At 61.8% G+C, this 13,997-nt stretch carries 14 protein-coding genes; 8 read left to right on the top strand and 6 right to left on the bottom strand.

The genetic code is table 11. From position 1 onward, the window contains the following. Positions 1-79 precede the first annotated feature (79 nt). From AC30D7_RS11225 to AC30D7_RS11250, 6 genes are all read right to left on the bottom strand, one after another. Entirely contained in the window at positions 80-745 is a 666-nt protein-coding gene (locus tag AC30D7_RS11225; protein ID WP_018929713.1) for a response regulator transcription factor, read from the bottom strand. 55 nt (positions 746-800) lie between these two features. Beyond that, a complete protein-coding gene (locus AC30D7_RS11230) occupies positions 801-1,358 on the bottom strand; it encodes a PQQ-dependent catabolism-associated CXXCW motif protein (RefSeq protein WP_490134099.1) in 558 nt (185 codons plus the stop codon). Between the two features lie 319 nt (positions 1,359-1,677). After that, complete coding sequence (locus AC30D7_RS11235) at positions 1,678-2,469, bottom strand: ABC transporter permease (RefSeq protein WP_019579405.1); 792 nt, start codon at positions 2,467-2,469, stop codon at positions 1,678-1,680. Then, positions 2,466-3,209: an ABC transporter ATP-binding protein gene (locus AC30D7_RS11240; RefSeq protein ID WP_018929710.1), complete on the bottom strand. Its 744-nt coding sequence runs from the start codon at positions 3,207-3,209 to the stop codon at positions 2,466-2,468. The genes AC30D7_RS11235 and AC30D7_RS11240 overlap by 4 nt, the downstream gene beginning before the upstream one ends. Next, on the bottom strand, positions 3,206-4,165 hold the full coding sequence (locus AC30D7_RS11245) for a YVTN family beta-propeller repeat protein (protein ID WP_086946230.1): 960 nt from the start codon (positions 4,163-4,165) through the stop codon (positions 3,206-3,208). Before AC30D7_RS11245 ends, AC30D7_RS11240 begins: the two co-directional genes overlap by 4 nt. A gap of 33 nt (positions 4,166-4,198) precedes the next feature. After that, positions 4,199-5,383, bottom strand: a complete 1,185-nt coding sequence (locus AC30D7_RS11250; protein ID WP_490134100.1) for an ABC transporter substrate-binding protein — start codon at positions 5,381-5,383, stop codon at positions 4,199-4,201. A 250-nt stretch (positions 5,384-5,633) separates the two neighbouring features. Between AC30D7_RS11250 and pedF the strand changes: the two genes are divergently transcribed. The 8 genes from pedF (at position 5,634) to pqqB (ending at position 13,985) form a co-directional block, all read left to right on the top strand. Next, the gene (gene pedF, locus AC30D7_RS11255; protein ID WP_018929707.1) at positions 5,634-6,095 is read left to right on the top strand and encodes a cytochrome c-550 PedF; all 462 of its coding nucleotides are present in this window, start codon (positions 5,634-5,636) and stop codon (positions 6,093-6,095) included. Between the two features lie 3 nt (positions 6,096-6,098). Further along, positions 6,099-6,977 carry a substrate-binding periplasmic protein gene (locus AC30D7_RS11260; RefSeq protein ID WP_490134101.1) on the top strand — a complete coding sequence of 293 codons (879 nt, stop codon included), beginning with the start codon at positions 6,099-6,101 and terminating at the stop codon, positions 6,975-6,977. Then, positions 6,974-7,723 (top strand): quinoprotein dehydrogenase-associated SoxYZ-like carrier, encoded by a 750-nt coding sequence (locus AC30D7_RS11265; RefSeq protein ID WP_490134102.1) that lies wholly within the window; start codon positions 6,974-6,976, stop codon positions 7,721-7,723. Before AC30D7_RS11260 ends, AC30D7_RS11265 begins: the two co-directional genes overlap by 4 nt. Before the next feature lie 15 nt (positions 7,724-7,738). Continuing rightward, positions 7,739-8,677 (top strand): quinoprotein relay system zinc metallohydrolase 1, encoded by a 939-nt coding sequence (locus tag AC30D7_RS11270; protein WP_490134103.1) that lies wholly within the window; start codon positions 7,739-7,741, stop codon positions 8,675-8,677. A 352-nt stretch (positions 8,678-9,029) separates the two neighbouring features. Then, positions 9,030-10,805 (top strand): PQQ-dependent methanol/ethanol family dehydrogenase, encoded by a 1,776-nt coding sequence (locus AC30D7_RS11275; RefSeq protein WP_230172494.1) that lies wholly within the window; start codon positions 9,030-9,032, stop codon positions 10,803-10,805. 302 nt (positions 10,806-11,107) lie between these two features. After that, the gene (exaC, locus tag AC30D7_RS11280) at positions 11,108-12,628 is read left to right on the top strand and encodes an acetaldehyde dehydrogenase ExaC (protein WP_019579394.1); all 1,521 of its coding nucleotides are present in this window, start codon (positions 11,108-11,110) and stop codon (positions 12,626-12,628) included. Between the two features lie 317 nt (positions 12,629-12,945). After that, entirely contained in the window at positions 12,946-13,017 is a 72-nt protein-coding gene (gene pqqA / locus AC30D7_RS11285) for a pyrroloquinoline quinone precursor peptide PqqA (protein WP_081499480.1), read from the top strand. Between the two features lie 53 nt (positions 13,018-13,070). Continuing rightward, a complete protein-coding gene (pqqB, locus tag AC30D7_RS11290) occupies positions 13,071-13,985 on the top strand; it encodes a pyrroloquinoline quinone biosynthesis protein PqqB (protein WP_490134104.1) in 915 nt (304 codons plus the stop codon). The last annotated feature ends 12 nt before the right edge of the window (positions 13,986-13,997 follow it).

Raw genomic sequence — 13,997 nt, forward strand, 5'->3', positions numbered from 1 at the left:
AGTCGCCTGGATTGACGACTGCTTCGCAGCCGAGCGGGAGCAAGCTCCCTCGCCACAGGTCAGCTTTCAAACCGGGCAGTTACCGCCGAAGATACGACCCGAAATCAATATCCCCGGCACTCAATATCGCCTGCACCCGGTTGTGCACATTGAGTTTGCGCAAGATCGCCGAGACGTGGGCCTTGACCGTGGTTTCGGCGATTTCCAGGGTATAGGCGATCTGTTTGTTCGACTCGCCCTTGGTCATGCGTTCAAGCACCAGCAGCTGTTTGCGGGTCAGCGCCTGGAGCAGCTCCGGCGGGAAGCTCGGAGTCTCGCTCATGCGCCGGCTGGCACCGCTTTTTTGCGTGCGGATGATGTCCGGCGGCAGGTACACATTGCCATTGAGAATCTGCTGGATGGCCTCGGTCATCTGCACCCGTGGCGAGGACTTGGTGATGAACCCCACCGCGCCATAGGTGATGGCTTGCAGCACGATCTGCTTGTCCTGTTCGGCCGAGACGATCACCACCGGAATGGTCGGCGCCTCGTTGCGCAGGTTGATCAGGCCATTGAGGCCGTGCATGCCGGGCATGTTCAGGTCGAGAAGGATCAGGTCCAGGTCGTCGTGTTCCTGGGTCAGGGCCAGGGCGCTGTCGAGGTCGGCGGTTTCCATGACCTCGCTGCCGGGGAAACCGTCGCTGATGACGTTATGAATGGCTTCGCGAAACAGCGGGTGATCGTCGGCAATCAGGATTTTGTACATGGCCTTTCACCTCATTATTTTTGTCAGGGTGTGGCAACAACACGCAGCGCTCAAGTCAGGGAAAAGGCTCGGGCTTCGCCTGTGTCACGGGCAGATTCGCCGCTTGCCAGGCATCCAGTCCGTCGCGGTACCAATACAGTGTTTTATAGCCCATGGAAGCAGCGCGTTTTACCGCGTTCCAGCTCAACCAGCAATCGGAGCGGCAGTAAAAGACCAACGGTCGGGCCTGGTCGCCCGCCGTCAATTGCTGCAAGTAGCGCGCGAAATATGCCTGCCAGGACGGCGTCAGGTCACCGTCCCCGGTATTGGCCAGCCAATGGCTGCCGGGCAGGTTTTCGTGGGGCTGGTCTTCAATGAAACGGCCCCGTAGCCATTGTCGACGGTAGACGTCGATCAGCACCGGCCGGGGTGTCTGCTTGAGCAGGTCTTGCAGGGCGGGCGTGTCGATGATGCTCGCGCCCTGGAGCTGAGTCGGGGTCGGGCTGCGGTACAGGCCAATGCGATAACCGTCGGCGGAGAACAGCGCTGTTTCGGCCTGCGCGGTGCCCAGCAACAGGCTCAGCGACAGCGCAGCGAGAGAAGGGCGCAACAGAACACGTCGGGCACGCGGCATAGGGGTCAGTCCTTATAGTTATGAACCCATTACATGCCAGTAGCGGTGCGTTGTGAATGCGACGATAGACAGGTAAACCAGTACTAAAGTAGTAATTTTGACCTGTTCAACACAAAACTCCCACAGGGGATTAGTGTTGTCAGTTGGTTTTGCGCAAGGCCGCTTGCTCCCACACTGAATAGCATGTGAAAACAAAACATGTGAACACCTCAGACCTGTGGGAGCTGGCTTGCCTGCGATGAGGCCCTCACATCCAGCACTGATGTTGGCTGACACACCGCCATCGCGGGCAAGCCCGCTCTCACAGGGACTAGTGTTGTTAGCCGGATTTTCGCAAGGCCGCATGTTGCGGGTTGAAGGTGAGCACGGCGAGCAGGGCGAACACCAGCGTCAGCCCCGCGCACACCGCCAGCGCCAACGGGTTGAAGCGTTCGTACAGCGCGAACCGCACCAGCTCCACCGCATGGGTGAACGGGTTCAAGGCGCACAGCCAATACAGCCACTCGCTGGAATCGCGCATTTTCCACAGCGGATACAGCGCCGACGACAGGAAAAACAGCGGGAAGATCACGAAATTCATCACCCCGGCAAAGTTCTCCAGTTGGCGAATCGCATTGGACAGCAACAGGCCCAGCGCACTGAGCATCAACGCCACCAGCAGCAACGCCGGCAACGCCAGCAACAGGCCCATGGCCGGCGGTTGCACGCCGTACAGCCAGGCAATCGCGAGGAAGGCGTACACCTGCAACAACGAAATCAGCGACGTCGCCAGTAATTTGCTGCACAGCAGAAAGGTCCGGGGCAGGGGGCTGGTCAGCAGCACGCGCATGCTGCCCATCTCCCGGTCATACACCATCGACAACGAACCTTGCATGCCGTTGAACAGCAGGATCATGCAGGCAAGGCCTGGGATGATGTAAACCTCATAGGGAATGTAGGTGTCGTAGGGTTCGATGATCGCGATGCCCAGTGCCGCGCGGAACCCGGCAGCGAACACCAGCAGCCACAGCAACGGCCGCACCAGCGCACTGAGAAACCGCGTGCGCTGCAACACGAAGCGCAGCCATTCGCGCAGCACGATGCCGCTGAAACATTGCCAGTAAGCGTTCATCTGCTGACTGCTCCTGAAGGGGCCGAGGTGGTCAGGCGAGCGAAGGCCGAATCGAGGTCGCCGCCATGTTCCAGGCTCAGCGCATCAGCTTGTCCGCTGGCGACCAAACGGCCTTGATGCAGGATCAGCAAGTCGTCGCTGGGCTGCACTTCATCCAGCAAATGAGTGGTCCAGAGCACGCTGATGGTTTGCTCGCGGCACAGGCTGCGGATGTGCTGATTGAGCGCCAGGCGACTGGCCGGGTCGAGGCCGACGCTGGCCTCGTCAAGCAACAACAGGCGTGGTTCGTGCAGCAACGCGCGGGCGATTTCCACCCGCCGGCGATGGCCGCCATTGAGTTCGCGGACCCGCTCGCGACGGCGCTCGGTCAGGGCCTGACGCGCCAGCTCAGCGTCGACCCGCAGCCCGGTCTGGCGTCGGGACAGACCATGCAGCGCGGCGTGATAACGCAGGTTCTGCTCGACGCTGAGATCCAGATCCAGCGTGCTTTGCTGAAACACCACCCCTAATTGCTTGAGCGCCGGGCGTGCCGCGTCGCGCAACGAGCATCCGCCGACGCGGATATCACCGCGTTGCAGATCATAGAGGCGGGTGAGCAGGGCGATCAGGGTGGATTTGCCCGCGCCATTGGGCCCAAGCAGCGCCGCAAAACGCCCGGGTGCCAGGCTGAAACTCACTTGGCGCAAGGCCTCGCGTGGGCCGTAGGCGAAACTCAGGTCGCTGACCTCAAGGGCGTTCATGGCGTGACCACCACGCCCCACGGATAGCGCCCGACCTTCACCGATTTGCTGACTTTGAGGGTGTCGACGTCGATCACCGACACATCGCCACTGACGCCATTGGTGGCCAGCAATTGCCGTTGATCCGGGGTGAACGCCATCTGCCAGACCCGTCGGCCCACCAGCAGGTAATCAACAATCTCGAAGGTCTTGGCGTCGATCACTGCCACATGGTTGGCCGGGCCGAGGGCGACGAAGCCGTACTTGCCGTCGGCGCTGAGCTTGATGCCGACAGGCTGGACTTTGTCCGGGTGCACGCCTTTGATCTGGAAACTCAGGGTCTTGAGGATCTTGCGGCTGGCGACATCGAGAATCGTCACCGTGCCACCGATTTCCGCCGAGGCCCAGAGCTGCGAGCCATCGGGATTGAATTCGACGAAACGCGGTCGTTGATCCACCAGCGTATTGTCGGCCAGGGTCTGGGTGCTGGTGTCGATCCAGTGCAGCATGTTGGTGGTTTCGCTGGTGTTCACCGCCCATTTGCCATCGGGGCTGACGGCCATGCCTTCGGGCTCGACGCCGACGTTGATCTGCCCGAGCACCTTGGAGGTTTCGGTGTCGATCACCGTCACCAGCGCATCGTCTTCGTTGGAGACATACAACCAGCGATTGTTGGGGTGCAGGGCGAATTGTTCGGGGTCTTTGCCCGAAGGCAGTTCCTTGATGATCTTGCGCGTGGCGACGTCCATCACCTGGACCCGGTCCGAATCGCTGGCGCAGATGTACAGCAGCTTGTTGTCGTGGGACAGCAACAGGCCGCGCGGGCGCTGGCCGACGGGCAGGGTGTCGGTGACTTGCAGGGTCTGCATGTCGATCAGGCTCAGGCTGTTGTCCTTTTCGTTGGAGACCCAGGCGGTGCTGGCCGCCGCATGCCCGGCGGCGAGCAGTAGAGCGCATGAAAGCAGGGTGCGGCGCATGGCAGATTCCTTATTGTTGTGGTGGTAGGGCTTTCAGGGAAAGCGGCAACTGACCTCGGCTTTGTCGTAACCCAGGCTGTCCATTTCGTTGAAGGGGTGCAGGAAGCCGTCTTGCGGCGACGTACTGACCAGCGCCCGGGGCTGCACGATGGGGATCGGCTGGCGCAACTGACCGTTCCACGGCCGATAACTGAGCTTGCGGCCCTTGAAGCCGTCCAGCGGCAATTGCTCGCTGATTTCAAGCGTACGGATCGCCATGGCATCGGCTTGACGCAGTTTGCCCACCGCGCTGGCAATGCTGCGCACCGCCATCCACGCGGCGAAATCCCGATCGTTCATCCAGCGCCCGGCCAGGGCTTCGAAGCGTTTTTGCAACTGCGCGGCACCGTAGGTTTCCACGGTCTTGTGCCAGCCCACCGGGGTCAGGCCCTGGGTGCCGGCGACCGGCCGTGGGTACCAGGTCTGGTAGGGCACGTACTCGCCGAAATCGCCGCGTTCATCGGCCACCAGCACCACGTCGTACTCGGCGGTTTGGGTGAACAGCGGCATGTCGGCCTGGGCGCTGCGCCGTTGATCGTTATCGAAGCTCCAGGCTTTCTCCGCCACCAGTTGCAGGCCGAAGCGTTTTGCCGCCCGGCGCAGGGCGGCGGCGTAGGCTTGATCGTCGGCGGTCGGGCCGACGATCAGCAGCGCCCGTTGCCATTTGCGCAGCACCAGAAACTGCGCCAACGCATCGGCCAGCATCGCCCGGCTCGGCAGGCTGTGCAGCACGTTCGGCAGGCAATCGGTAGTGCGCAGGCTGTCATCGGGGCTGCCGGCATTGAACAGCAGGCTGTCGGGTAGCACAGCGCTGAGTCGGCGCAGGTTTTCCGCCGGAGCATTCACCACAAACAGGCGCAGGCCTTGTTCGTGTTGGGCTTTGGCGGCTTCGAGCAAGGCGTCGGGGTTGTCGACATTGGCGCTGACCAGGCTGTAGCTGTGATTGAGGAAACGCCCGGTACTGTTGCTGTCGATGATCGCCAGTTCCGCGCCCCGCAGGCCGGCATCGGTCGGTTCAGGAATAACGTTCGACAGCAATGGCCCGGGATCGGGGCGATACCCCAGGTAGCCGATCCGCACCTGCAACGGTGCATCCGCCGCCTGACTCTGGGTCGCCAACCCGGCGGCGCAGGCAATCGCCAGCAGGTAGATCAAGGCATAAGGGGCGAGCTGGCGCATAAGGCACTCCATCACAGGTAGCGCCAGCATAGGAACCCCGGTCGGTCGGGGAAATATGCAGAAAGTATCGATGGGCCAGTACCAAGGTAGTAACGGCGTGGGAAACACTTGGGCGGCTCACCACAAGCCCTACTACCAAGGGAGTAGGTCGCGACCACCAAAGCAGCATAGGGCTGGTGCGACGGGGTTTCTAAGATGGCTGCCATAGCCTCTGTAAAGAGGTTTTGCGTGCAATCTTGAGGGCATAACAATGACAACAAAACGCAACGCCTTGCTCGTCGCCGGACTGCTGGCCGGCTTCATCAGCGCAGGTTCCGTCTGGGCCCACGGCAACGTGGTACCCCAGGCCGTCGAAACCAAGGGACTGACCCCGATCAAGGATGCCGGTGTGCAGGTCGATGCCGATGGTTGGGCGGCGGTGAACCCGTATCGTTCCTCTCCGGAGCACGATAAAGCGTTGGAGATCGGCTCTTCGGCCTACAACCAGAACTGCGCGGCCTGTCATGGCCTGGAAGCCAAGTCCGGCGGCATCGCCCCTGACTTGCGCAAGCTCGACGTCGCCGAAGCCGGTGACGAGTGGTTCGTCGAACGGGTGCGCCATGGCGCCGTGCGTGATGGCCGAGTGTACATGCCGAAGATGGCTGACTATTTGAGTCAGGAAGCCTTGTGGGCGGTACGCACCTACCTGGACAGCGTGCACGTCGAGGAGTGACCCATGCGCCTGCTCGCGGTGTTGATCAGCGCTGTGTGGTTGTGCTGCCAGGCAGCGCAGGCACAGGTCCGGACCTATGACGAAATGATCGCCGCCGCCGAGCTGAAAGTCGCGGTCTACAAGGACTTCGCGCCCTACAGTTTCGAGGACGCCGGCCAGCCTCGCGGAGTCGATGTCGAACTCGCCCAGGCCTTGGCCAAGGCCATGGGGGTAAGCCTTAAACTGATCTGGGCACCCGCCGGAGAGAAGCTCGACGACGACCTGCGCGATTACATCTGGCGGGCCAGTCAGCTGCACAATCAGCAACTGGCCGACCTGATGATGCGCGTGCCCTACGACCGCGATTACTCACAGAAACGCAATGAGCTGGGCGAACTGGAGAACGGCCATGTGGTGATGTTCGGGCCGTACCAGACCGAGCAATGGCAGGTGGCGTATGACCGTCGTCGACTGGACTCGGTGGCGAGCGTCGCGGTGTTCCAGCAGCACCCGATCGGCGTCGAAGTCGACAGCGTGCCGTCGTTCTACCTGACTTCGGTGTTCAACGGCATGCTTGCCGCCAAGACCCACCATTACCCCGGTGTGCCCCAGGCGTTTGCCGCGATGAAGGCCGGTGAAGTCGACGCGGTGATGGCCATGCGCGGCGAGATCGACTGGCAGGTGCATCAGGCCGCCGATCCGCAAGTGGCGCTGGCGGAAAACGCCTATCCGAACATGGGCAAGCAACGCTGGGAGATCGGCATGGCGGTGCATGAAAGCAACCGGCAATTGGCCTATGCCGTGGAGGAGGCGCTGGAAGCGTTGATTCGCGAGGGCACGCTCAAAAGTATTTATGCCCATTACGGCCTGCGCTATGACGTGCCCGAGATGTATCAACAATGAACTGGCGCGCGCGTTGGCTGTTGGCCTGCTGGTTGCCCTTGGCCGCGCAGGCGGTTGAGGTCGATCCGGTGCCGTCGGTGATGTGGGCGTTCTATCACAAGCAGATGCTTGGCGACGCACCGTTCGTGTTCGACGAGCGGGTCAAGCTGCTGGCACCGCCGTTCGCCGAAGACGCCCGGCAAGTGCCGTTGGAAATCGACGCTCGGGCGTTCAAGGGCGAAGTGGTGCGAATCCTTGCCTGGGCCGAACTCAACCCGCTGCCGAAAATCGTCGACTTCGAGCCTTTGACCGGTGTGCTGCCCTGGCTGTCGATCCGCATCCGCGTTGAACAGGCCACGCCATTGCGCGCGGCGGTGTTGACTCGCGACGGGCTGTGGCATGTCGGCTCGACCCTGATCGACGCGGCGGGCGGCGGTTGCACGGCGCCGAGCGTGGTGCGCACCCAGCCGGGCTGGGAAGAACACATCGGCGAAGTGCTCGGCGGTCGTTATCCCCGTGGTGAGTTCAGTCGCGTGCGTTTGCAAGTGGCGCATCCGATGGACAACGGCATGGTCAGCGGCATCCCGGAATTTTTCCTCAACCAGGCCGAGCTGCGGGATCAAAACGGTCAATTGTTGGCTCGTCTGGAGCTGTTCCCGGCGGTCAGCGAGAACCCCAACCTGGCTTTTGACATCGAAGGTGCGGGGCAGACGCGCCTGATACTGCGCGACAACAGCGGCAATCAATTCGATGCGGCCATACCCTGACCCAAGGAGCGTGTGATGCGCTGGATGCTGTTGTTGTTCATCTGTGTGAGCCTGCCGACCCTGGCCGATCCCGATTACGCACTCAAGCCCCGACAGATTGCCGAAGACACCTGGCTGCTTGAGGGCAGCACCGATAACTTCGCCAAGAACAACGGCGGCAACATCGTCAACACCGCGTTCATCGTCACCGGGCAAGGGGTGGTGGTGATCGACACCGGGCCATCGAAGCGCTACGGCGAGGCCCTGCGCAAAGCGATTGCCGCAACCACCGATAAGCCGGTGATCCAGGTGTTGCTGACCCATCACCATCCCGACCATGTGCTGGGCAATCAGGCCTTCACCGACGTGCCGATCGGCGCACTGGCCGGCACCACCGAGCTGTTGCATCAACAGGGTGATGCGATGGCCGAGAACATGTATCGACTGGTGGGTGACTGGATGCGCGGCACCGAAGTGGTGTTGCCGACGCAGACGCTGACGCCAGGCGTGCAAAGTTTTGGGAACCACGATTTGCGGCTGCTGAGTCTGGGTGGGCACACCGGCGCGGATCTGGCTATTCTCGACCAGAAAACCGGCGTGCTGTTTGCCGGGGATCTGGTGTTTTATCAGCGGGCCCTGACCACGCCGAACAGCCCGGGGTTGTCGGTGTGGCTGGCGGATATCGCCACGCTTCAGGGCCTGCCGTGGACGCTGATTGTCCCCGGTCATGGCCCCGTGGCAACGGACAGCAAACCGTTCGAGCAAATGCGCGATTACCTCTCCTGGCTCGATCAACTCATGCGCGACGGTGCGGCGAACGGCAGCGACATGGCCGAGATGATCCGCAGCCCCATTCCTGAACGTTTCGCCGGGATCAGCCTGAGCCGCTATGAGCTGATCCGTAGCGTCAGCCATTTGTACCCGCGCTATGAGCGCGCGCGGATGACGCGGGTGGATTCCGGCAAGGATCAGTAGTCCATCTCAGATACGACGCATCCTTTGTAGCAGCTGGCGAAGCCTGCGTTCGGCTGCGCAGCAGTCGTGAATCCGGCCGACACGTTCTGCCTGATGTACTGCAAGCTCTGGTTTTACGACTGCTGCGCAGCCGAACGCAGCCTCGCGGGCTCGGCAGCTGCTACAGCCGAACGTAGGCTCCGCCAGCTGCTACAAATGGTGAGCCTTCGTTGGTTGGCATCATCCGACCCGCTACCAAGGAACTAGAAATCTCCGCATTGCGGGCAATTGTTGCAAGGGCGGCGGCGCCCAAGAATCTGCACCAGACCGGGAAAATTTCCCGGGTATAACAAAAACCGCAGAGGTAGCCGTCATGACCCAACCCGCACGTCGCCAACCCTTCGTCTTGAGCGTGCTGCTCAGTGCCATGCTGTTGTCTGGCCAGGCAATGGCCGCAGTCTCCGATCAAGACATCCTCCAGGATCCGAAGAATCCGGAACAGGTCGTCACCAATGGCCTGGGCGTCCAGGGTCAGCGCTACAGCCCGCTGGACACCCTCAATGTCGACAACGTGAAAGACTTGCGCCCGGTCTGGGCCTTTTCGTTCGGCGGTGAAAAACAGCGCGGTCAGCAAGCGCAGCCAATGATCAAGGACGGCGTGATGTACATGACCGGCTCCTACTCACGGGTGTTCGCGGTGGATGCGCGCACCGGGCGCAAGCTCTGGCAATACGACGCGCGCCTGCCGGATGACATCCGTCCGTGCTGTGACGTGATCAACCGCGGGGTTGCGCTGTATGGCGACCTGGTGATCTTCGGCACCCTTGACGCCAAGCTTGTGGCCCTGAACAAGGACACCGGCAAAGTGGTGTGGAGCAAGAAAGTCGCCGACCACAAGGAAGGCTATTCCATCAGCGCCGCGCCCCTGGTGATCAACGGCAAACTGATCACTGGCGTGGCAGGTGGCGAGTTCGGGGTGGTGGGCAAGATCGAAGCCTACGACCCGAAAAACGGTGATCTGCTGTGGACCCGGCCAACCGTCGAAGGCCACATGGGTTACGTCTACAAAGACGGCAAGGCCGTAGAGAACGGCATCTCCGGCGGCGAAGCGGGCAAGACCTGGCCGGGCGATCTGTGGAAAACCGGAGGCGCGGCGCCGTGGCTGGGCGGCTACTACGACCCGGAAACCAATCTGCTGCTGTTCGGCACCGGCAACCCGGCACCCTGGAACTCGCACCTGCGCCCTGGCGACAACCTTTACTCGTCCTCGCGCCTGGCGCTGAACCCGGACGACGGCACGATCAAATGGCATTTCCAGAGCACCCCGCACGATGGCTGGGACTATGACGGCGTGAACGAACTGGTGTCGTTCAACTACAACGAAGGCGGCAAGGAAATCAAAGCCGCAGCCACTGCGGACCGTAACGGTTTCTTCTACGTGCTGGATCGCACCAACGGCAAATTCATCCGCGGCTTCCCGTTCGTGGACAAGATCACCTGGGCCAGTGGCCTGGATAAAAACGGTCGGCCGATCTACAACGAAGACAGCCGTCCGGGTGCACCGGGCTCCGAGGCCAAAGGCAGTTCGGTGTTTGTAGCGCCGGCGTTCCTCGGCGCGAAAAACTGGATGCCGATGGCCTACAACCGCGACACCGGCCTGTTCTATGTGCCGTCCAACGAGTGGGGCATGGACATCTGGAACGAAGGCATCGCCTATAAAAAAGGCGCGGCGTTCCTCGGCGCCGGTTTCACCATCAAGCCATTGAATGAAGACTACATCGGCGTGCTGCGCGCCATCGACCCGAAAACCGGCAAGGAAGTCTGGCGCCACAAGAACTTCGCGCCGTTGTGGGGCGGGGTGCTGACCACCAAGGGCAACCTGGTGTTCACCGGTACGCCGGAAGGTTTCCTACAAGCGTTCAACGCCAAGACCGGCGAGAAAGTCTGGGAATTCCAGACCGGCTCCGGCGTGCTCGGCTCGCCCATCACCTGGGAAATGGATGGCGAACAATACGTTTCGGTGCTCTCCGGCTGGGGCGGCGCGGTACCGCTGTGGGGCGGCGAAGTGGCCAAGCGCGTCAAGGACTTCAACCAGGGCGGCATGCTGTGGACCTTCAAGCTGCCGAAGGACCTGGTTGCCAAGCACTAACCCTGGCAACCACAACCTGAGTGGCGATGAATGACCTGTGGCGAGGGAGCTTGCTCCCGCTGGGCTGCGAAGCCGCCCCCAACGTTCCCGGCCCCAACCGAGTCGTTTGGATTTACGACTGCTTCGCAGCCGAACGGGAGCAAGCTCCCTCGCCACAAAAGCCCGCTGACACAGCGGCGCCTTCTACTACCAAATAACGAGAGTCCCCCTGCCAACGGCGCATTCGTCTGACAGGCGGGGCTCTCTACTATCGGTTCATCGCCTGTTGGCCTGACAGGCATCGACCCAGACAGAGGCCCATCATGATCTACGCACAACCTGGAACACCCGGCGCCATCGTTTCCTTCAAACCACGCTACGGCAACTTCATCGGCGGCGAGTTCGTCGCCCCGGTCAATGGCGAGTACTTCACCAATACCTCACCGGTCACCGGTGAAGTGATCGCCGAATTCCCGCGCTCCAGCGCCGCCGACATCGACAAGGCTCTCGACGCCGCCCATGCCGCCGCTGATGCCTGGGGCAAAACCTCGGCGCAGGACCGCTCGCTGGTGCTGCTGAAAATCGCTGACCGCATCGAACAGAACCTGGAAATCCTCGCCGTCACCGAAACCTGGGACAACGGCAAGGCCGTGCGCGAAACCCTCAACGCTGACGTGCCGCTGGCCGCCGACCACTTCCGTTACTTCGCCGGTTGCATCCGCGCTCAAGAGGGCGGTGCCGCTGAAATCAACGAACTGACTACCGCCTATCATTTCCACGAACCACTGGGCGTGGTCGGGCAGATCATTCCGTGGAACTTCCCGCTGCTGATGGCCGCGTGGAAACTCGCCCCGGCCCTGGCTGCCGGCAACTGCATCGTGCTCAAACCCGCCGAGCAAACACCGCTGTCGATCATGGTGTTCGCCGAGCTGATCGCCGATTTGCTGCCAGCCGGCGTGCTGAACATCGTCCAGGGCTTCGGTCGCGAAGCCGGTGAAGCGCTGGCCACCAGCAAGCGCATCGCCAAGATCGCCTTCACCGGCTCCACCCCGGTGGGCGCGCACATCATGCATTGCGCTGCCGAGAACATCATTCCAAGCACCGTTGAGCTGGGCGGCAAGTCGCCGAACATCTTCTTCGAAGACATCATGAACGCCGAACCGCAGTTCATCGAAAAAGCCGCCGAAGGCCTGGTGCTGGCGTTCTTCAACCAGGGCGAAGTCTGCACTTGTCCGTCGCGGGCACTGGTGCAGGAATCGATCTACGAGCCGTTCATGGCCGAGGTGATGAAGAAGATCGTCAAGATCAAGCGCGGCAACCCGCTGGACACCGAGACCATGGTCGGCGCCCAGGCGTCCGAGCAGCAATACGACAAGATCCTCTCGTACCTGAAAATCGCCCAGGAGGAGGGCGCCGAGCTGCTCACTGGCGGCGCGGCCGAGCGGCTGGAAGGCGACTTGTCCAGCGGCTATTACATCCAGCCGACGCTGCTCAAGGGCCACAACAAAATGCGCGTGTTCCAGGAAGAAATCTTCGGCCCGGTGGTGGGTGTCACCACCTTCAAGGACGAAGCCGAAGCCCTGGCGATCGCCAACGACAGCGAGTTCGGCCTCGGTGCCGGCCTGTGGACCCGCGACATCAACCGCGCCTACCGCATGGGCCGGGCGATCAAGGCCGGGCGCGTCTGGACCAACTGCTACCACCTGTACCCGGCCCACGCCGCGTTCGGTGGCTACAAGAAGTCCGGTGTCGGCCGTGAGAACCACAAGATGATGCTCGACCATTACCAACAGACCAAAAACCTGCTGGTGAGCTACGACATCAATCCGCTGGGGTTCTTCTGATCCGACCTGAAACCGGGTGATGGCCTTCGCGGGCAAGCCTCGCTCCTACAGGTTATGTGTTGGCCGTGAGGTCCGCGCATCCCTGTAGGAGCGAGGCTTGCCCGCGAAGGCGTCGTCACATTCAACACATTCGTTGACTGACATTCCGCTATCGCGGGCAAACCCGCTCCCACAGGATTTTGTGTGGTGCTTAAGATCTGCGCGCCCCCCCTACCAACGCACGCCGCCACCTCCTTCGAAAGTAGCATTCGGGTACTCGGCGCCCCGTGCATTAATGACGTTACCGGAATCGTCCGGCACAAGAAGAGGAATGACCCATGTGGCATAAACCCGCGTTTACCGATCTGCGCATTGGCTTCGAAGTGACGATGTATTTCGCCAACCGTTGATTGATCGCCCGGTCAGCCGTCGCGTTGGCCGGGCCTGCTTTCTGGAGCCTGCCATGCACATCCGCGTTCTCGGTTCCGCCGCCGGCGGCGGTTTTCCGCAATGGAACTGCAACTGCCGTCAATGCGCGGCGATGCGCCGCGGCACCCTGCACGCGCAACGCCGCACGCAGTCGTCCATTGCCCTGAGCGACGACGGTGTGGAATGGATACTCTGCAATGCGTCACCAGACATCCGCGCCCAACTCGAAAGCTTCCCGACACTGCAACCGGCCAGGCGGCTGCGTGACACGGCGATTGCCGGCGTGGTCCTGCTGGACAGTCAGATCGATCATTGCACCGGCCTGTTGAGCCTGCGCGAAGGCTGCCCGCATTCGGTCTGGTGTACCGAGCGGGTGCATGAAGACCTGAGCAGCGGCTTCCCGTTGTTCAGCATGCTCAAGCATTGGAACGGTGGTTTGCAGTGGCAACCGATCGAACTGGACCGTGAGCCGTTCAGCATCGCAGCCTGCCAACACCTGCAATTTCGCGCCATTCCATTGGTCAGCAACGCGCCGCCGTATTCCCCCAACCGTGGCAACCCGCAGCCGGGGGACACCGTCGGCCTGTTCATCGAAGACCTGCGCAACGGTGCATCGGTGTTCTATGCGCCGGGTCTGGGGCAGATCGACGACGAGGTATTGAGCTGGATGCAGCGCGCCGATTGCCTGCTGCTGGACGGCACGCTGTGGCGCGACGATGAAATGCGCGTATGTGAAGTCGGCCAGAGCCTGGGCCGCGAAATGGGCCACCTGCCACAAAGCGGTCCCGGCGGGATGCTCGAAGTGCTGGAGGGCTTCAATCGCCAGCGCAAGGTGCTGATCCATATCAACAACACCAACCCGATCCTCGATGAAGACTCGGCCGAACGTGCATTGCTGGAGCGGCGCGGGATTGAAGTGGCTTATGACGGCATGGACATTGTGTTGTAGCTGACGGCCCTA

It is taken from the genome of Pseudomonas sp. DF5 (genome assembly GCF_058148225.1).